The 17760-nt window shown below is 64.1% G+C and carries 15 protein-coding genes and 3 pseudogenes; 8 read left to right on the forward strand and 10 right to left on the reverse strand.

The genetic code is table 11. The features are described 5' to 3' along the window. The first annotated feature begins 29 nt into the window (after positions 1-29). From H9K75_RS11780 to H9K75_RS11805, 6 genes are all read left to right on the forward strand, one after another. A complete protein-coding gene (locus H9K75_RS11780) occupies positions 30-776 on the forward strand; it encodes an SDR family oxidoreductase (protein WP_187722823.1) in 747 nt (248 codons plus the stop codon). Then, complete coding sequence (locus tag H9K75_RS11785) at positions 776-1423, forward strand: MarC family protein (protein WP_187722824.1); 648 nt, start codon at positions 776-778, stop codon at positions 1421-1423. Before H9K75_RS11780 ends, H9K75_RS11785 begins: the two co-directional genes overlap by 1 nt. A gap of 17 nt (positions 1424-1440) precedes the next feature. Then, positions 1441-2145, forward strand: a complete 705-nt coding sequence (locus tag H9K75_RS11790) for a winged helix-turn-helix domain-containing protein (protein WP_187722825.1) — start codon at positions 1441-1443, stop codon at positions 2143-2145. Between the two features lie 6 nt (positions 2146-2151). Then, entirely contained in the window at positions 2152-3591 is a 1440-nt protein-coding gene (creC, locus tag H9K75_RS11795) for a two-component system sensor histidine kinase CreC (RefSeq protein WP_187722826.1), read from the forward strand. 119 nt (positions 3592-3710) lie between these two features. Next, a complete protein-coding gene (gene creD, locus H9K75_RS11800; RefSeq protein ID WP_187722827.1) occupies positions 3711-5225 on the forward strand; it encodes a cell envelope integrity protein CreD in 1515 nt (504 codons plus the stop codon). After that, entirely contained in the window at positions 5222-5497 is a 276-nt protein-coding gene (locus tag H9K75_RS11805; RefSeq protein ID WP_226858109.1) for a hypothetical protein, read from the forward strand. Before creD ends, H9K75_RS11805 begins: the two co-directional genes overlap by 4 nt. A 6-nt stretch (positions 5498-5503) precedes the next feature. Here H9K75_RS11805 and H9K75_RS11810 read toward each other — a convergent pair whose 3' ends face one another. The 8 genes and pseudogenes from H9K75_RS11810 to H9K75_RS11845 form a co-directional block, all read right to left on the reverse strand. Further along, on the reverse strand, positions 5504-6025 hold the full coding sequence (locus H9K75_RS11810) for a hemerythrin domain-containing protein (RefSeq protein ID WP_187722828.1): 522 nt from the start codon (positions 6023-6025) through the stop codon (positions 5504-5506). Positions 6026-6188: 163 nt separating this feature from the next. Further along, the gene (gene map / locus H9K75_RS11815) at positions 6189-7001 is read right to left on the reverse strand and encodes a type I methionyl aminopeptidase (RefSeq protein WP_187722829.1); all 813 of its coding nucleotides are present in this window, start codon (positions 6999-7001) and stop codon (positions 6189-6191) included. A 169-nt stretch (positions 7002-7170) separates the two neighbouring features. After that, entirely contained in the window at positions 7171-7752 is a 582-nt protein-coding gene (locus H9K75_RS11820) for a hypothetical protein (protein WP_187722830.1), read from the reverse strand. Positions 7753-8241: 489 nt separating this feature from the next. Continuing rightward, positions 8242-8877: a phosphoadenosine phosphosulfate reductase domain-containing protein gene (locus tag H9K75_RS11825; protein ID WP_187722831.1), complete on the reverse strand. Its 636-nt coding sequence runs from the start codon at positions 8875-8877 to the stop codon at positions 8242-8244. A gap of 33 nt (positions 8878-8910) precedes the next feature. Then, the gene (locus tag H9K75_RS11830; RefSeq protein ID WP_226858110.1) at positions 8911-9609 is read right to left on the reverse strand and encodes an ABC-type transport auxiliary lipoprotein family protein; all 699 of its coding nucleotides are present in this window, start codon (positions 9607-9609) and stop codon (positions 8911-8913) included. 16 nt (positions 9610-9625) lie between these two features. After that, positions 9626-10612 (reverse strand): MlaD family protein, encoded by a 987-nt coding sequence (locus H9K75_RS11835; protein WP_187722832.1) that lies wholly within the window; start codon positions 10610-10612, stop codon positions 9626-9628. Continuing rightward, positions 10612-11472: an ABC transporter ATP-binding protein gene (locus tag H9K75_RS11840; protein WP_187726015.1), complete on the reverse strand. Its 861-nt coding sequence runs from the start codon at positions 11470-11472 to the stop codon at positions 10612-10614. Before H9K75_RS11840 ends, H9K75_RS11835 begins: the two co-directional genes overlap by 1 nt. 27 nt (positions 11473-11499) lie before the next feature. Then, a pseudogene (locus tag H9K75_RS11845) lies at positions 11500-12619 on the reverse strand (MlaE family ABC transporter permease). Positions 12620-13051: 432 nt separating this feature from the next. Here H9K75_RS11845 and H9K75_RS11850 point away from each other — a divergent pair. Then, positions 13052-14736 (forward strand): annotated as a pseudogene (locus H9K75_RS11850) (GMC family oxidoreductase). Positions 14737-14820: 84 nt separating this feature from the next. Here the strand turns inward: H9K75_RS11850 and H9K75_RS11855 are convergent. Continuing rightward, positions 14821-15624 carry a hypothetical protein gene (locus H9K75_RS11855; protein WP_187722833.1) on the reverse strand — a complete coding sequence of 268 codons (804 nt, stop codon included), beginning with the start codon at positions 15622-15624 and terminating at the stop codon, positions 14821-14823. 131 nt (positions 15625-15755) lie between these two features. Next, positions 15756-16418 (reverse strand): hypothetical protein, encoded by a 663-nt coding sequence (locus tag H9K75_RS11860; RefSeq protein ID WP_187722834.1) that lies wholly within the window; start codon positions 16416-16418, stop codon positions 15756-15758. 539 nt (positions 16419-16957) lie between these two features. Here H9K75_RS11860 and H9K75_RS11865 point away from each other — a divergent pair. Beyond that, positions 16958-17715, forward strand: a pseudogene (locus H9K75_RS11865) (sulfite exporter TauE/SafE family protein). The last annotated feature ends 45 nt before the right edge of the window (positions 17716-17760 follow it).

The raw sequence follows: 17760 nt of genomic DNA on the forward strand, positions 1-17760 counted from the left end.
TGCATATTGGCATAAATGGAGATCACGTTTTGAACAAGGTCGCACTCATCACTGGTGGCAGTCGTGGCATAGGCGCGGCGACGGCATTGCTGGCTGCCAGTCAGGGCTGGACCGTGGCAATCAACTACGTGCGCCACGCCCACGCAGCCGAAGAGGTGGCGCGCGCGGTCCGCAGCACGGGCGGCAAGGCCATCACGATCAAGGCCGACGTCTCGGTGGAGGCCGATGTGGTCACCATGTTCGAGACGCTCGATCATGAAGTCGGCCGCATCACCGCGCTCGTCAACAACGCGGGCGTGGTCGATCAGGCAGCGCGCGTCGACCAAATGCCCGGCGACCGGCTGCGCCGCATGTTCAGCATCAACGTGCTTGGCAGTTTTTATTGCGCGCGCGAGGCCGTGCGCCGCATGAGCACGCGCCATGGCGGCGCGGGCGGCAGCATCGTGAACGTGTCGAGCGCCGCGTCGCGCCTCGGTTCGCCGAACGAATACGTGGACTACGCCGCCGCCAAGGGCGCGATCGACGTGATGACCATCGGGCTTGCCAAGGAAGTCGCGGGCGAAGGCATCCGCGTGAACGCCGTGCGTCCGGGCTTCATCGAAACCGAAATCCACGCCAGCGGAGGACGCCCCAATCGGGTCAGCGAACTCGCGCCCGGCATACCGATGCAGCGCGGCGGCACGGCCGGGGAAGTGGCCGAGAGCATCGTCTGGCTGATGTCGGACGCGTCGCCGTTCACCACCATGTCGTTTCTGGAAATCTCCGGGGGCCGTTGATGGATCTGAAACCGCTCATCTCGCTGCTGGCCATCGTCAATCCGCTGGCAATCGTTCCCTTTTTCATTCATTACACGCAGGGCTTCAGCGACGAGCAAAAGCGGCAGACTGTGCGCACCGCCGCGCTCAGCACGTTCCTGGTGATCTCGGGCTGCGCACTGTTCGGCCTGAAGGTGCTTGATCTCTTCAACATCTCGCTGCAGAGTTTTCAGGTCGGCGGCGGCATGCTGCTGCTGATCAGCGCGATCAACATGCTGAACGCCCGCCCTGCCGAAGACAAGCCGAACAGCGAAACGCTTGAGGCCGGTGCGCAAAAGGTGGCAATGGGCAACAGCATCGCGGTCGTGCCGCTCACCATTCCGCTGCTCACCGGGCCAGCCGCCATGTCCACGGTGGTGATCTACGCGAATCAGGCGCACACCGTCTTGCAGCACCTGGTGCTGATCGGCTACGGGCTGGTGCTGGCCGCCGCGGTGTGGGGCTGTTTCTCGCTCGCCGAGCCGATCTCGCGCGTGCTCGGCAAGACCGGCATCAACGTAATGACGCGGCTGATGGGCCTGATTCTCGCGGCGCTCGCGGTCGAGGTCATGGCCGTGGGTCTGCAGAAACTGTTCCCGATCCTGAGCATGCGCTACCCGCCGCTTTGACACAAGGTTGCCGAACCATGCCCGCCCGACTCCTGCTTGTCGAAGACGATCCCGCGATTGCCCGCACCGTGATCTACACGCTCGAGCGCGAGGGCCTGCACATCAATCACAGCCTGCTACTCGGCGATGCCAGAACGCTGATCGCGGGCACGCGTTTCGACGCGCTGATTCTCGACGTGGGCCTGCCCGATGGCAACGGCCTGGAGCTACTGCGCGAACTGCGCCAGCACGCGCAGCACGCGGCCATGCCGGTGCTCGTGCTGAGCGCGCACGGCGAGGAGATCGACCGGGTGCTGGGTCTCGAACTCGGCGCGGACGACTATGTCGCCAAGCCCTTCAGCCCGCGTGAACTCGCGGCGCGCGTGAAGGGCCTGCTGCGCCGCGCGGTGACGTCGCCGCCCGTTGCCACGGCCACCGTTGCCGACGCGAACCCGTTTCGCGACGATGCGCTGGGCCAGCGCATGCATTTCAACGGCCAGCCGCTCGCTCTCACGCGCCGCGAATACCGGCTGCTCTCCACGCTGCTTGCCGGTGCCGGACGCATCCACTCGCGCGATCATCTGCTCACTGCCGCGTGGGGCGACGACAGCGAAAGCACGGATCGCACCATCGACACGCACATCAAGACGCTGCGTGCCAAGCTGCGCGCCGTGGACGCCAGTTGCGAATACATCAGCACGCATCGCGGCATGGGTTATTCGCTCGAAATTGCCAAAGGCTGACCCGCCATGCGCCTCGGCCTGCGCCTGCTGTTCGCGTTCTTTCTGATCAACGGCATCGCGGCGTTCTTCGTGCTGCGGGTGTTCACCGCCGAAATCAAACCCAGCGTGCGCGAGGTCATGGAAGACATGATGGTGGACACCGCCAACATCCTCGCCGAACTCGCGAGCGAAGAAGTGGCGAGCGGCCGCATGAGCCTTGCCCATCTGCGCTCGCAGGACAGCACCTTCGCGCGCAGCGTCAAGCGCTATGCCACGCGGCCCGTGGATGTGAGCATCTGGGGCCTGTCCAAGCAGTCGCTCGACTACCGCATCTACGTGGTCGACGCGACCGGCCACGTGATCTTTGACAGCGAGGGCCGCGCCGAGGGCATGGACTACTCGCGCTGGCGCGACGTGGCCCTCACGCTGCGGGGCCAGTACGGCGCGCGCGCATCGCGCGACATTGCCGAGGACGACACCAGCGGCGTGATGTACGTGGCCGCGCCGATTCTCTCGCAGGGCAGGATCATCGGCGCACTCACGGTCGCCAAGCCGACGCGCACGGTGCAGCGCTTCATCGAGCGCGCCGAGCGCAAGGTGCTCAACGGCGGCGTGCTGCTGCTCGCGCTCTCGGCACTGGTCGGCATTGCCATCACGCTGTGGATCGTCTGGCACGTGCGTCGGCTGCGCGACTACGCGCTGAGCGTGCAGGCCCCGAGCAACAGCTTCGGCGTGGCACCCGCCGTGCCCGAGGTTCCCGGCGAACTCGGCGATCTCGCGCGCGCCATGGAGCACATGCGCGAGCGCCTCGAAGGCCGCGACTACATCGAGGGCTATGTGCGCGCGCTCACGCATGAGCTCAAGAGCCCGGTGGCCGCGATTCGCGGCGCGGGCGAGCTGCTGCACGACGATCTCCCGCCCGAGGACCGCGCGCAGTTCGCATCCCAGGTGGTTGAGCAGAGCGTGCGCCTGCAACGCCTGATCGACCGGCTTCTGGAACTCAGCAAGCTCGAGCAGCGCCAGCACGCCGAAGCCGCCGCGCCGACTTCGCTGCGCGGCTGTGCCGAGCATGCGGTTGCGCAATGCAGGGCGCGCGCCTCGCAGCGTGGCGTGCAGCTCGCACTACAGGGCGAAGGTGCCGCAGGCCCGTGGGAAGCGGATCTCGTCACGCTCGCCATCGGCAACCTGATCGACAACGCCATCGATTTTTCACCGGAAGGCGGCACCGTGCGCGTCGAGCTCCAGGGCGCGAGCGTGACGGTCAGCGATGAAGGGCCCGGCGTTCCCGAATTTGCGCTGCCACGCCTTGGCGAGCGCTTCTTCACCACGGCACGTCCCGACGGCGCCCGCAGCGGATCGGGCCTGGGCCTGGCCATCGTGCGCCGCGTGCTCGACCTGCACGGCGGCGACTGGCAGATCGGCAACCTGCATCCCGGTTTCAGCATCCGATTGCAGTTCGGAAGGTAGCGCCTCGCGCGAAGGCGCAACACAAAGGTGCTCTTCACCTTCGCTTCACAAACTTCATTCGCGCCTCACTGCGCCGGGAAAGACTGCGCTCCATGAAACACCCTTCCTGGAGCCACACCTTGCGATTTCCACTTCTCTCCAAACTGATGGCGCTGCTGCTCGTCATCGTGCTGCTGATGTTCGGCCTGTCGATGATCGAAGGTGTCGTAAGCGACCGGCAGTTCTACCGCAGCGAGACCGAACGCAGCGTGGTGCAGAGCCTGGCGGGCTCGCAGACGCTGGTCGGCCCGATCATTCACAGTTCCTGCGTGGAGAGCTGGGACGTGGTCAGCGGCTCGGGCAAGGACCGCAGCGTGCGCGAGCAGCGCCGCGAGTTCATGCTCACCGCGCTGCCCGAAAACCTCAGGCTGCGCACCGGCGCGGCCATGGAAGAGCGTGCGCGCGGCCTGCACAAGGTGAATGCGTACACGCTCAAGGCCCAGGTGACGGCAGACTGGCCGAACCTCGCGCAGCTCGAACCCCAGCGCTCGGTGAAGGATTCGCGCATGCAATGCGGCGCGCCGATCCTGATGATGGCCGTGGGCGATGCGCGTGGCATTCGCACGGCGCAGATGGAGCTCGATGGCAAGAGCATCGCGCTCAAGCCCGGCACCTTTCACCCGATCTACACGCGCGGCCTGCATGCTTCGCTACCCGACTCGATGCGCGGCAACAAGGAGCCGCTGAACATCTCGCTCGATCTGGAACTGGTCGGCACGCAGAACGTGTCCATCGTTCCGATCGGCGGCAACAACGACGTGCAGATGCAGAGTAGCTGGCCGCACCCCTCGTTTGCGGGCCGATTTCTTCCTTCGCAGCGGGATGTGAGCGACGCGGGTTTTCAGGCCAGTTGGCGCGTATCGTCGCTGGCCACCACGGCGCAGCAGGACGTGCGATTGGGTCGCCGCGTGTGCGGCATGGGCGCCGACCAGGACGGGGACTACGGCAGCCACTCCGGACAGTCGTATGACGCGGTGCGGGCCGTGGTGACGGCGGCCGCGACCACCACCGCTGCGGCCGTGGAAGATGTGGCGAGCATCCCGACCCAGCCCGCTTCCGGTTGCGCGGACAGCTTCAGCGTGTCCTTCGTCGATCCGGTGAACCCCTATTCCCTGGCCGACCGCGCCACCAAGTACGGCGTGCTGTTCATCGCGCTGACCTTCGTGGCCGTGGGTCTGTTCGAACTCATGAAGAAACTGCGCGTACACCCGGTGCAGTATCTGCTGGTCGGTGCGGCGCTGTGCAGCTTCTTTCTGCTGCTCGTGAGTCTGTCCGAACACCTGTCTTTCGGCCTGTCGTACGCGATTGCATCGAGCGCGTGCGTGCTGCTGCTCGGCTACTACGCGAGCCATATCCTGGGCGGCTTCAGGATGGGCCTGCCGTTCGGTCTCGGCATTGCGCTGCTCTACGGCATGCTGTACGTGCTGCTGCAACTCGAGCAGACCGCGCTGGTCGTCGGGTCGATTGCACTGTTCGCCGTGCTCGGCGTGATCATGGTGCTGACCCGCAAGGTGAACTGGTATGCGCTGAGCACGCGCAACAACCACGGCAGCGCGGCTTCCTCCCACCTGCCCGCTGACGGAGCCGCAGCATGACGATGTCCGGTGCCAACCCCATGTCTGTGCGGCAGCCGAGCGGCCCGTCGCTCTCCCATGCCGAAGTGCAGCGTGTGCAGCGTTATCAGGACCGCCTGAACCGCGCACTCGCCGCGCGGGACCGCCAATCGCTCAGGCGGGCCAAGCAACGCGTGCTGGCCGCTGCCTACGCGCCGAGGCGGCGCATCATGTCCCCGGCCTTTCGCATGGCGCTCAAGCGGTTGTCGTGGCAGATGGCGGCCATGCTGCTCACGCGGGATCGGGCCAGATAGGAGGGCTCAGAGCACGGCACGGGCGCGCGACTTTTCAGGCGCGGCCAGTGCCTCGTCTCCCGACGAACACGCGCCCGCGCAGCCGTGGATCAGATGCTCCGGCAGGCCGTCGGGCGAAGCGACCTCGCCGGTCAACGGGTTGTAGCCCACGCGGCGCAGATGCGTTGCGAGCGCCGAATCCATCATTTGCGTGTGCTGCACCACCCAGATCGCAAGTTCGCGACCCATCTCGCGCAGCACGAACAACTCGCCCTTCTCGGCACGCAACAGCCCGGCGCGCATCACCTGCAGAACCACCCTGTGCTGCAGGCTGTGGCAATTGCCGGACGCAAAGCGGGTCGCCGCCATCCAGCGATCTTCCTGGCCAAAATGATGTTCGGTGTGCATCAGCAAGTCGCCCCAGACGGGAATCAACTCGACGTCCTCGGCAGCATCCACGGCCTGGAGAATTTCTATGCACTCCCGGTGCGTGTCATCCATCAGCGGGAGATTCAGCGCCAGTTCCCCGGACCATCGCAGAGCGCTCATTGGGTACGCCTCCTTGTTATTCAATTCAATTTCTGAAAGAACCATCGCTATCTGCGAGCGATAAGTTTTAGTGCTTCAGAAGGTTAGAAGTGAAAGACTACCGGCACTTTGATGTACCTCAGGCAGCCCAGCGGCATGGGGGCTTTCCCGGCATCGGGTCCGCTCAAATGGCCGGGTAGTCCCCGGTGCCGTCGGGCCAGCGCGTGAGCACGTCGAAACCGCTGTCGGTCACCGCCACCATATGCTCCCATTGCGCGGAAAGCGATTTGTCGTGGGTGATCACGGTCCAGCCATCAGCGAGTTCACGGGTCGTGGCCTTGCCTGCGGTGAGCATGGGCTCGATCGTGAAGATCATTCCCGGCTCCAACAACAGCCCCGCGCCGGGCTGACCGTAGTGCAGCACCTGCGGCTCGTCGTGATAAACCGTGCCAATGCCGTGGCCACAGTAGTCGCGTACCACGCCAAAGCGCTCGCGCTCAGCGATGCTCTGGATCGCATGGCCGACGTCGCCGAGCGTTGCGCCCGGCTTCACGGCGCGAATGCCGGCGAGCAGCGCCTCATAGGTCGTCTCGACCAGACGTCGCGCCTGATTGCCAGGCTCGCCCACGTAGTACATGCGGCTCGTGTCGCCGATCCAGCCGCGCGGCGTGGTCACCGCTACATCGAGGTTGATGATGTCGCCCTCTTTGAGTACCGTGGCCGCCGACGGAATGCCGTGGCAGACGACGTGGTTCACCGAAGTGCACAGCGCCCCGGGAAAGCCGCCGTAGCCGACATTGGTCGGCACGCAGCCCAGCACATCGACGATGTAGTCGTGGCAGAGACGGTCGAGGTGCCCGGTGCTCACGCCGGGTTGCACGTGGGGCGCGAGCATCGCGAGCACCCGCGCGGCAAGCCCGCCGGCCTCGCGCGACAGCGCGATCTCGTCGGCGCTGCGCAGCGGCACGCCGCGTTGCTGTTTTCCGCGACGGCTCATGCAGACGGTCCGAAATTTTTGACGATTCCCATCGGTCGATCATAGTTCGAATACACGAAACGGCTACGCCAGCCGACTCCCCAATGGAGCGCGACCGGCGTAGCCAGATTGCATCGCGAAAGATCAACCGAGCCCGCTACCTGCGGGCGTCGCTCAGAATCCTCGCAAATTACTGTGCGAAAGCGCGCTTCGCGTCGGCAATGCACTTGTCCTTCACGTCGCCGGACATGGCGTCGCAACGCTCGGCAGCCGCCTTGTAGTCGGCCTCACGCTTTTCTTCGGCGGCGTCCTTCTTGGTTTCTGCGACGTGGGCAGCCTTTTCATTGGGCGTCTCGCCCGGCTCGCCCTGAGCGCGTGCCACCTTGGCGTCTTCCTTGGCCTTCACGTGGGCGGCCTTGGCATCCTTCACGCAGACGTCCTTGGCATTGCCGCTCAGGTCGTCACACTTCTCCTTGGCGACTTCGTAGTCGGCATCGGCGCGTGCCTCACGGGCCTTGAAGCTGGCCTTGTTGCTGGGTTTGTACTGGGCTTCGAGATCGGCCTTGGCCACCTTTTGCTTGCCCGAGGCCTGCTTTTCGCACACGTCCTTGGCATTGGCGGACAGGCTTGCGCACTGGGCCTTTTCGGCCTTGTATTCGGCCTTGACACGGTCTTCCGCAGCCTTGTGCTCGGCCTTGGTCATGGCGAAGCCGGTGGTGGCAAAAAGGCCCATGACGGCAGCAGCGATCAGATGACGGGTGGTAGTTTGCATGACGTTCTTCCTTTATGAACCTCGTATATCGAGTGGAAGAAATTCTCGGGCGCAGACGACGCGTTCCAAGTCATCTGGCAAGTCATCCCTTGTAAGCCACCGACGCCCTCGACGCGTAGGCTGAGGCCGCATGACGCAGCCACCATTCCGGTCGCCCATGAAAAACCGCCTTGCGGCGGTCGGTAGGGAGCCGGAGTCAGGACTCGGCGTGGAGATCGGGTGGCGGGGCCACCGTGTAGGGTCGCGAGATTTGTTGATCAATCATTCGCATCCGTGGGCGAAACGCCGTTTGCGTTTCGGACTTCAACAGCAGCAATCGAGCGCCCTCTTGAACCAAAAGTGCGCGACGGCGCGACTCCTCGTCACCCTCTTTGACGGTACCGAGTGTCAACATGGTCCGTTCTTCCTTTAAAAACTATAGCAATCTAGTTGTCGATAGACCAATTGAACCGCGTCCGTCGTGTTCGGTCAAGTGCCGGTGCAGCAAATTCAATGCGAAAGATGCAGACCGCATTCGCGGTTGTCTTCTCCCTTGGTGGGATCGACATAGTCGAAATTGTTCGGCAAGCCATGCTCGACAAGGTATTCATGCAACTGCTTTGAACTCCAGTACAGCAGCGGGGCCACCTTGATCAGGCCATCGGGGTTGATGCTCACCGGCTCCATCTGCGCACGCACGGCGGTATCGGTGGCGCGCAACGCCGTGAACCAGACTTGCGGTCCCGTCTCGCGCAACGCGCGCGCAAAGGGCTCGAGCTTCACTTCCTCGGTGAATGCCTCGTGGCGCGGATCATACAGGCCGGGCATCGGCCCGTCCACGGCCTCGCGGTGCGCGCGGCTGCGGCGCGGCAGGTAGATGCTCAGGTTGAGCCCGAGCTGCCGCGTCACCTCGTCGGCAAACCGGTAGGTGGCGTCGGTGTTGTAGCCGTTGTCCATCCAGATCACGCGCATGTCGGGCTGCGCCTTCGCGCACATGTGCAGGATCACCGCCTCGAACGGGCGGAAGTTGGTCGTGACGATATTGGTCTTTGCGAGACCGACGGCCCAGTTGACCAGCCCCTGCGCGTCACGGCCCAGCGTGGCGTTGATGTGGGCGAGATCGATGTCTTGTGATGATGCACTCATGTGACTTCAGCTTCGGTACTTGTTTGAACGGATTCAGCGGCCGCCTTGCTCGACCCATCGGGCAATGTCTTCGGCCACCTGCGCGGCGGCTTCCGAAAGCGCCTTGGCACCTCCGGCAGCGTTCGGCGATGCCGCAGGGCGCTGTGCGACGAACACACGCTGCGCCACCAGCTCATCGCCTGCCTTGAGCGAGTCGATCAGCGAGGCACGCACGCGCACCAGGCCGATGCTGTCCTGCGGCGAACTGAACACCTGGCTGAACTCCTCGACCTCGGCACGCAGCACGGTCGGCGACTTGCCGCCCTTGATCTGCTGGTCGATGTTGGTGTCGCCGTAGATCACGGCACGCCGCGGACTCAGGCGGTCGCGCACCGCCTGTTGCATCAGCACGGCGGGCGTCTGGCTCCAGCGCGCCAGGGTATAGGGATGGAGCTGCTGCTCGTTCGCATAGGCCAGACGGTAGAAGACCGCCGTGCGGCCATCGGGCAGACCGGTGGATGCGAAATCGGCCAGCGCAATCGGCGCGAGCGGCTGCTGGGCAGCGGTCACATCGGCCGGTCGCTGCACGCCCGGGCCGAAGTCGTACACGTCGGCGCGCTGCGGCGGCTTGGGCAGGATCGAACCGCAACCGGCGAGCAGACCGGCCACGACGAACGCCGCAAGCGAAGCGCGCATGGCTCGCGCACGCGAGGGGCGGAAAAGGGAAGTTAGCGTCGTCAATGTCGTCGTCATGTGCATTTCGCCTCTTTCAACGTTGCGGTGCAGCACCGGCAGGGGCCACGAAGCCGGGCTCGCCGGGTCCGGCCGAGCCTGCGCCATTGCCGTAGATCAGCGACTGCGGGTTGTCGCTGATGTTGTCGGCGGTGCGGCCCAGACGGTGCGCCGCGCGGCCGGTTTCATCGGCGGCGCGGTTCAGGCGCGGCAGGGTCACGCGGCCAAAGCGGTCCGCCGCCGCAGACAGCGACTGGGCGCTGTTGGCGATCTCGCGCACCGGCCCGCCTTCCTCGCTCAGGCCGCGCACGGTCTTGCCGATGTCGCTGGCGGCACTGGCGGCGCTGTTGCCCGCCGCGCGCAACGAAGCCAGCGTCTGCTGCGCGTCCTTGGCAAGCACGGGCATGGTGGCCAGCGCCGGGTCGAGCTTGGTGGCAACCGTGTTGTCGAGGCGCTTGACCAACACGTTCACATTGGTCGCCGCATCACCGAGCTGCACGAGCGCGTTGCTGAAGTTCTTCTGGTTCTCGTCGCCCAGCAGTGTGTTGAGCTTGCGGGTCGCGTCGTTGACCTGCACCATGATGTTGGGAATCTGCTCGGCGATCTGGCTGAACTGCGAGGATTGCAGCGGCAGGCGCGGAATGCCGTCGGCGCCGGGCGGAACGGGTTCGAGCGGCGCGTCGGCATCGTCGAGCTGCACGTGCGCAAGCCCCGTCACGCCTTGATAGCCGAGCGTTGCGAAGGTCGTCTTGCTGATCGGCGCGTTCTCGTTGACCGCGATGCGGATCAGGATATTGCCGGTGGCTTCGGGATCAAAGCCCACCGACTGGACCTTGCCGACCGCCACGCCCTTGTAGCGCACGGCGGCCTGCGGTTGCAGGCCGGTGACGCTTTCCTTGCTCGACAACTCGAAGACCTGATAGTCCGTCTTGTCGCGCGTGAGCCAGAGACCGAGGCCGGCGAGCAATGCCACCACGACGATCACGAAAATGCCCGCAGCGAGGGCGTGTGACTTGTTTTCCATCAGCTTTCCTTGACCGGCGATCCGGCGAATTCAGGGGGCAACGCCGCCATTGCCCTACGGCCGCGATCTCCGAGAAAAAAGTGGTGAATGAAGGGATGATCGAAGCGCACGACCTCGGCCGGCGTGCCGGTGACGATCACGTGCTTGTCTGCCAGCACCGCCACCGTCGTGGACAGCGCAAACAGCGAATCCAGATCGTGCGTGACCATGATGACCGTGAGCCCCAGCGTGGCATGCAGTTCCTTGAGCAGCTCGCAGAACTCGTCCGAGCCGTTCGGATCGAGGCCCGCCGTGGGCTCGTCGAGCAGCAGCAGCGGCGGATCCATGATCAGCGCCCGCGCAAGCGCCACCCGCTTGATCATGCCGCCCGAGAGATCGGCGGGCATGCGTGTGGCCACTTCGGGCTTGAGCCCGGCCATCTGCAGCTTGACGAGTGCGGCGTCGTGGATCACGTCCTTGGGCAGCGTGCCCTGCTCCTGCAACGCAAAGCCGATGTTGTCGATCACATTGAAGGCCGAGAACAGCGCTCCGTGCTGAAACAGCATGCCCACGCGCGTGGTCGCGCCATCGGTGGTGAGCTCGCTGGCCGGACGCCCGAGCACGGTGACCGTGCCCGAGGTCGGCTGGGTGAGCCCCAGAATATGGCGCAGCAGCACGGTCTTGCCCGTACCCGAGCCCCCCACGAGCGAGAGGATTTCGCCCTTGCGCACCGTGAGGTTCAGGTCCTTGTGCACGGTGAAGGCATCCTTGCCCTCGCCGAAGACGGTCGACAGGTCCCGGACCTCGACCACCACCGGCGCGTCTTCGGGAGGCGGCGCCGGCGCCTGCGAGAGCGCGGCAGGCTGCGCGCCGGCGTCCATGTATTGCGTGGTTGACGCGTTCATCGCTCAGAACCCCACATTCTTGAACGCGATGGCGAACAGCGCATCCACGATGATGACCATGGTGATCGCACTCACCACCGAGGCGGTCGTGCCCTCGCCCAGGCTCTGCGTATTCGGCTCCACCGAGAGCCCCAGTGACAGCCGATCAGCGCGATGAATACGCCGAACACCACCGACTTGGCCATCGCCAGCCAGAGGTTGGAGACGTTCACCGCCGACGGCAGTGCCTGCACGAAATACGCGGGCGATATGTTCATCGCCAGATCGGCCGCCACCATGCCACCGGCGAGTGCCGCCAGGGTGGTCCACAGCGCGACCAGCGGCATGGCGATGCCGAGCGCCAGCGCGCGCGGCATGACCAGCCGAAAGCCATGCTGAATGCCCATCACGCTGAGCGCATCAAGTTCTTCCGTCACGCGCATCACGCCAATCTGCGCCGTGATCGCCGAGCCCGAACGGCCGGCCACCAGAATCGCGCCAAGCATAGGCCCGAGTTCGCGGATTAGCGAGATGCCGAGAATGTTGACGATGAAGGTTTCCGCGCCGAACTGCCGAAGCTGCAGCGACATCAGATAGGCCAGCACCACGCCGATCAGAAAACCCACGAGTGCGGTGATCGGCAGCGCCGTCGCGCCCATGCTGTACAGGTGCGCGGAGATGTCGCGCCATGGCCCCTTGCGCGGATTGGCGATGAGTCGGCCCAGGTCGAACACCAATTGCCCGATCAACGACACCAGATGCTTGAAATGCCCGAATGCGCCAAAGAGCAGCGCCCGAGGCTGTCCAACTGCGCATACAGCCAGGGTGGGCCTTGCTTTGGCTCCTCGACCTTGCTGAAGCGCGCAAGCTGGTCGAACACTTCCTGTTGCGCCGGCGTGAGCTGCAACTGCGCTGGCGCACGCTTGCCCCAGTGAGTCCAGAGGATCTGCGCGCCCACATGATCGAGGTGCTCCACGCCCTGCAGATCCCACGCGGCCTCCACGCCCGCACGGTCGAGTTCGGCATCAAGGCGCCTGAACACCTGCCGATCCGCAAAGGCGGCCGACACCCAATCCCCCTGCGCTTTCACGCTGGACGTACTGCCTGCAACGGGTTGGATCGATGGCGGGTTGGTAATTTGCATGACTAGGAATGAACGGGCCTGATGATCCTGCGGATCACGGCCCGGGAGGGGCTGATTTTGCACGTTCGGCAATCTTCGCGCAGCAAGCACCCCAAATCGGCATGGGCTCAGGCCCCATCCAACCCCGGCGCCCATCATTCCACAAAAGCGCAACGCGTCAGCGGGCCGTCCCTGCGCCGTGGTGTCGGACAACTGCCCGTGCGGCTTTCGCGGCCCTTCGGGGAAACACGCCGCCGCAACCTGCCAGCACCTTGGAAAAAACATCACAAACCCGCTAGCAGGCCCTGATTGCAAGCAGCTTACGCCATAAATTCGATAGCAAATCAGCAGTTACCCCTCGACACCCCGTTGCCTTTTTGCACAATGCCTGCACGAGACCCGCCGCCTCTTGCGGCCAAGGCATCCGGCATCCATCGATCGATCCATCCATCCATGAGCGACAACACAGAATTCGACTACATCATCATCGGCGGCGGCACCGCGGGTGCGCTGCTCTGCAACCGGCTGAGCGCCGACAAACAGAACAGCGTGCTGCTCGTCGAAGCGGGGCGGCGTGATGACTACCACTGGATCCACATTCCCGTCGGCTATCTCTACTGCATCGGCAACCCGCGCACCGACTGGCTCTACAACACCGAACCCGATCCCGGCCTGAACGGGCGCACCCTGCGCTATCCGCGCGGCAAGACGCTCGGCGGTTGCTCAAGCATCAACGGCATGATCTACATGCGCGGTCAGGCGCGCGACTACGAACAGTGGGCGCAGATCACCGGCGACGATGAATGGCGCTGGGACAAGGTGCTCGCGGCCTTTCGCCGCCACGAAGACCACTGGCGCCTCGACGATCCCGCCAAGGCCAGCGATGCGTTCAAGCAATTGCACGGCAGCAAGAGTACCGGTGGATCTGGCGAGTGGCGCGTGGAAAAGCAGCGCCTGCGCTGGGACATCCTCGACGCATTTGCTGAGGCAGCCACGCAGGCCGGTGTGCCGGCAACCGACGACTTCAACCGCGGCACGAACGAGGGCGTGGGCTATTTCGAAGTCAATCAGAAAGGCGGCTGGCGCTGGAACACCGCCAAGGCTTTCTTGCGCCCCACCTGCTATGGCCGCCCGAACTTCGAGATGTGGACCAATGCCCAGGCGTCCAGGTTGATCGTCGAGACCCAGCCCGACGGCACGCAGCGCTGCACCGGCGTGGAGGTCTGGACCGGCCAGGAAATGATCACCATGAAGGCGCACAAGGAAGTGATCCTGAGCGCAGGCGCGGTGAATTCGCCGCAATTGCTGCAACTCTCGGGCATCGGCCCGGCGGCCTTGCTTCAAAAACACGGCATCGACGTCGTGCGCGACCTGCCCGGCGTCGGCGCGAATTTGCAGGACCACCTGCAGATTCGCGCGGTCTACAAGGTCAGGAACGTGCCCACGCTCAACGTGCTGGCCAGCAACATGCTGGGCAAGGCGAAGATCGGCCTGGAATACGCGCTCAGGCGCAGCGGCCCGATGAGCATGGCGCCCTCGCAGCTCGGAGCCTTCACGCGCAGCAGCCCCGAGATGGAGCATCCCAACATCGAATATCACGTGCAGCCGCTGTCGCTCGACGCCTTTGGCGAGCCGCTGCACCACTTTCCGGCGTTCACCGCCAGCGTCTGCAACCTGAACCCGACCAGCCGCGGGTCGGTGACCATCAAAAGTGCCGACTTCAGAAAGGCCCGGCCATCGCACCCAATTACCTGTCCACGGATGAAGACCGCAAGGTCGCCGCAGACAGCCTGCGCGTGACGCGCAACATCTGCGCGCAGCCGGCGCTCGCCAAATACGCGCCCGAGGAATGGAAGCCGGGCCCGCAATACCAGAGTGACGAAGACCTGGCACGACTCGCGGGCGACATCGCCACCACCATCTTCCACCCCGTCGGCACCACACGCATGGGCCGCGCCGACGACCCCATGGCGGTGCTCGACTCACAGCTGCGCGTGCGCGGCATCGCCGGCCTGCGCGTGGTGGACGCGGGGGCGATGCCGACCATCACCAGCGGCAACACCAACTCGCCCACCCTGATGATGGCCGAGATGGCGTCACAGTGGATTCGCGGCAAGCGCAGCGCGGTTGAAGCCTAGGGCCTGTTCACCCAACGCCGCAGACCGCCCAAGACTGCGCAACCCTTCGGGCCTGCGCGACCCCGTGGGTTGGGTGAACAGGCCCTATGGCGTGCTCTTGAGTCCCACCGTGACCCCGAGCGAATCGGTGATCCGCTGTACCGTGATGCGATTGGGGATTGAAGATCCATCGATCTTCCCTTGCGGCGTGATCAGCATGCTGTAGCCGTTGGTCACGCCAGCGCCGTAGGGCGGTGTGAAGCGGTAGTCGGCCATATACACCGTGCCGCGTCCGGCGACCGAGAACTGCTCCGTGCACCGGACGCTGCCATGCGGAGTGGTTTCAAACCGGCAATCCATATTTCCGCCCACTGCCGACGCGCCGTTGATCCGCGTGAGATTCCATTTCGACGGCACCGGAGCGCCCGAGGTCGTGTTCAGCAGCACCGACCAGGTTCCGAGCAGGGACACTGGAGACGTGGCACCGGGGCCAATATGCAGCTTCTGCATATCCACCCATTGCTCGCCGGGCAGCCGGATCTGGCCCTTCGTGGTGGAGGTGAAGCGCATCTCCGCAGTACCGTCGCTGCCGGTATAACTGCCCACCAGCGCATTGCTGCCGAAATACCGTCCGCCGCGCACCTTGTTCAAGGCAACGCTGCTTTCCCCATTGGCGATGTGGCCGGAGCCGATATGGAAGGTCGCGTTGCCATCGGCCTGATATCCGTAGAGCTGCAGCACCAGCGTGTCCAGCTGTGTCTCGATCGTCATGCCGCGCCCGGGAGCACCGGTGTTCTCCGCATTGATGATCCACATGCCTGCCTCGGGCCGGAAGAAGCCGATCTCGATCTCGCTGCTCCTTGGTGTGTCCTCGATCGCGGTGAGGGGTGACTTGAACAAGGTTCTCATGCGCGTTGCGATCAGTCGATTTTTTGTGCCGGTCGATGTGGATTTGACGATCGTGCCGTCCCAACGCACACCGGTGCGCCGCATTTCAATGACTGCATTCGCGCCGTTCACCCCGTTCGCACTCTCCCAGATCACCAAACAGCTCGCCAAACCGTTGTCCACGGAACAGCCTTCGAGGCTTGAAGATGTGAACATATAGCCGGTCTCGTCCTGCCCGTGACCAAAACGTTCGAACTCACAGGCTGATTGGTGCCATCCAGCTCGGTGACAAACCAGTCCTCATACGCATCTGCACGCGTGAAACGGCCCGCGGGGATACCGTCAAACGTGAAATGGGAGATCGGCACTGCGCCCTCGTTGGGAAACTGAATGACGCCGGTAGTGGCACTGGTGAACCGAATCCTGACTTCGCCGGCAGAGCCTTCGAGCGCCGCGCTTCGCGCCGGGCCTCCGAGTGAACGACCGCCGCGATACGAGAACAACTGGCCCGTGAAGTCGTTGCCCGACATATTGCCGGCCGTCAAATGAAACGTGGCGTCACCCGACGCCTTGTAGTTGTATACCGTCATGACCAGCACGCCTTCGCGCACTTCAATGCCCATGCCGCGCCCGGCCTGCCCGTTCACCTCGGATGTCACCACCCAATTGCCCGGAACCACCGCAAAACTCGACGCCGCCCACGCCGCGCCGCCGCCGCAAAGATCAGGAACGCCGCGCAGACAAAGGATTGGATTGAACGCTTCATGATGGATGACTCCAGAGTAGAAATCTGAGGCCATCGTAGTCAGCACCACGTGAGCTGAAAATACGCCAAAGGTGCATGGCGTGCAGCGCCCGAACGGTATGCCATATGGTCTATGTAGGGTCTATGGATACCCGGCCAGCGAACACGATCGCACTACGCCTATCCCTATTTAGGGGCGAAAATCACGCAAATCCTGCCGTTTGGCCCCGGATTGCACCAAATAGGGTGGGGAAATCACCAATGCACTATCCATGTGCAACGATTAAAGTCCCCTACTCGAAAGCGCGCCTCGGCTCGCCACGAGGGGACCGAGGAGACGCCACAACTCAAACAACATACTGAACATATTCCGAGCATCCCCATAGATGCCAGTTCATACCAAGCGCCGCTAGTCGGCGCTTTTTTTTGCCCCAACTCCCAGCACGAACAACGCGAAACGCCGAACACACCTCCCCGCATCCCACTGGCTCGCGGTGGTTCTCCGAACGGTGCGCGCAAGCGCAAAGTGAGTTCCGCCGCGTGACTTCAAAGCGCGTTTGGGGTTAGCTTTTGCGCGCCCCGCGCATCTCGATGCGACAATCCCCCACCATGGAATGGATCATCATCTCCCTCGCCTCGATGCTCGGTGGCTTCGTCGACGCCATCGTCGGCGGTGGCGGCCTGATCCTCGTACCCGCGCTGTTCGCCACCTTCCCCAACGCCCGCCCGCTACCTTGCTCGGCACCAACAAGAGCGGCTCGATCTGGGGAACCGCCATCTCCACCTGGCAATACAGCCGCAAGGTGCAGATCCGCTGGAAAGCCATGCTGCCCGCCGCGATTGCCGCGCTGATCGGCTCGTTTCTCGGGGCCTGGGCGGTCACGCTGATCTCCGGGGACTTCCTGCGCAAGCTGCTGCCTTTCATCCTGATCGGCCTGCTGCTGTACACCCTCGCAAAAAAGGACCTGGGTCGCCACCACACGCCGCGCTATGACGACAACCGCGAGGTCGTGATGGCCTGCCTGATCGGGCTGAGCATTGGCGCGTACGACGGCTTTTTCGGCCCGGGCGCCGGCAGCTTCTTCATCTTCCTGTTCGTGCGGCTGCTCGGCTATGACTTTCTGAACGCATCGGCCTCGGCCAAGCTCATGAATCTGGCGAGCAATGCGTCCGCGCTGGTGCTTTTTGCGATCAAGGGACATATCTGGTGGCACTACGCGCTGGTGCTGGCGATCTGCAACGTGATCGGCAGCCTCGCGGGCACGCACCTGGCGCTCAAGCATGGCGCAGGCTTTGTGCGCGGAATCTTCATTCTGGTGGTCGGCGCGCTGATTCTGAAGACCGGCTACGACGCGTTTTTGCGCTAGGCGACTCCGTGGTTTGTGTGAACAGGCCCCAAGAATCCTCGGAAA

This window comes from Diaphorobacter aerolatus (assembly GCF_014489535.1).
Classification (GTDB): Bacteria; Pseudomonadota; Gammaproteobacteria; order Burkholderiales; family Burkholderiaceae_C; genus Diaphorobacter_A; species Diaphorobacter_A aerolatus.

Bases quoted from the DNA above. Each gene is read 5' to 3' on its own strand.
- creC (WP_187722826.1), top strand. From the start codon at position 2,152: ATGCGCCTCGGCCTGCGCCTGCTGTTCGCGTTCTTTCTGATCAACGGC.
- H9K75_RS11810 (WP_187722828.1), bottom strand. From the start codon at position 6,025: ATGAGCGCTCTGCGATGGTCCGGGGAACTGGCGCTGAATCTCCCGCTG.
- H9K75_RS11840 (WP_187726015.1), bottom strand. From the start codon at position 11,472: ATGGACGCCGGCGCGCAGCCTGCCGCGCTCTCGCAGGCGCCGGCGCCG.
- H9K75_RS11785 (WP_187722824.1), top strand. From the start codon at position 776: ATGGATCTGAAACCGCTCATCTCGCTGCTGGCCATCGTCAATCCGCTG.
- H9K75_RS11790 (WP_187722825.1), top strand. From the start codon at position 1,441: ATGCCCGCCCGACTCCTGCTTGTCGAAGACGATCCCGCGATTGCCCGC.
- H9K75_RS11835 (WP_187722832.1), bottom strand. From the start codon at position 10,612: ATGGAAAACAAGTCACACGCCCTCGCTGCGGGCATTTTCGTGATCGTC.
- H9K75_RS11830 (WP_226858110.1), bottom strand. From the start codon at position 9,609: ATGACGACGACATTGACGACGCTAACTTCCCTTTTCCGCCCCTCGCGT.
- H9K75_RS11825 (WP_187722831.1), bottom strand. From the start codon at position 8,877: ATGAGTGCATCATCACAAGACATCGATCTCGCCCACATCAACGCCACG.
- H9K75_RS11820 (WP_187722830.1), bottom strand. From the start codon at position 7,752: ATGCAAACTACCACCCGTCATCTGATCGCTGCTGCCGTCATGGGCCTT.
- H9K75_RS11855 (WP_187722833.1), bottom strand. From the start codon at position 15,624: ATGAGAACCTTGTTCAAGTCACCCCTCACCGCGATCGAGGACACACCA.
- map (WP_187722829.1), bottom strand. From the start codon at position 7,001: ATGAGCCGTCGCGGAAAACAGCAACGCGGCGTGCCGCTGCGCAGCGCC.
- H9K75_RS11805 (WP_226858109.1), top strand. From the start codon at position 5,222: ATGACGATGTCCGGTGCCAACCCCATGTCTGTGCGGCAGCCGAGCGGC.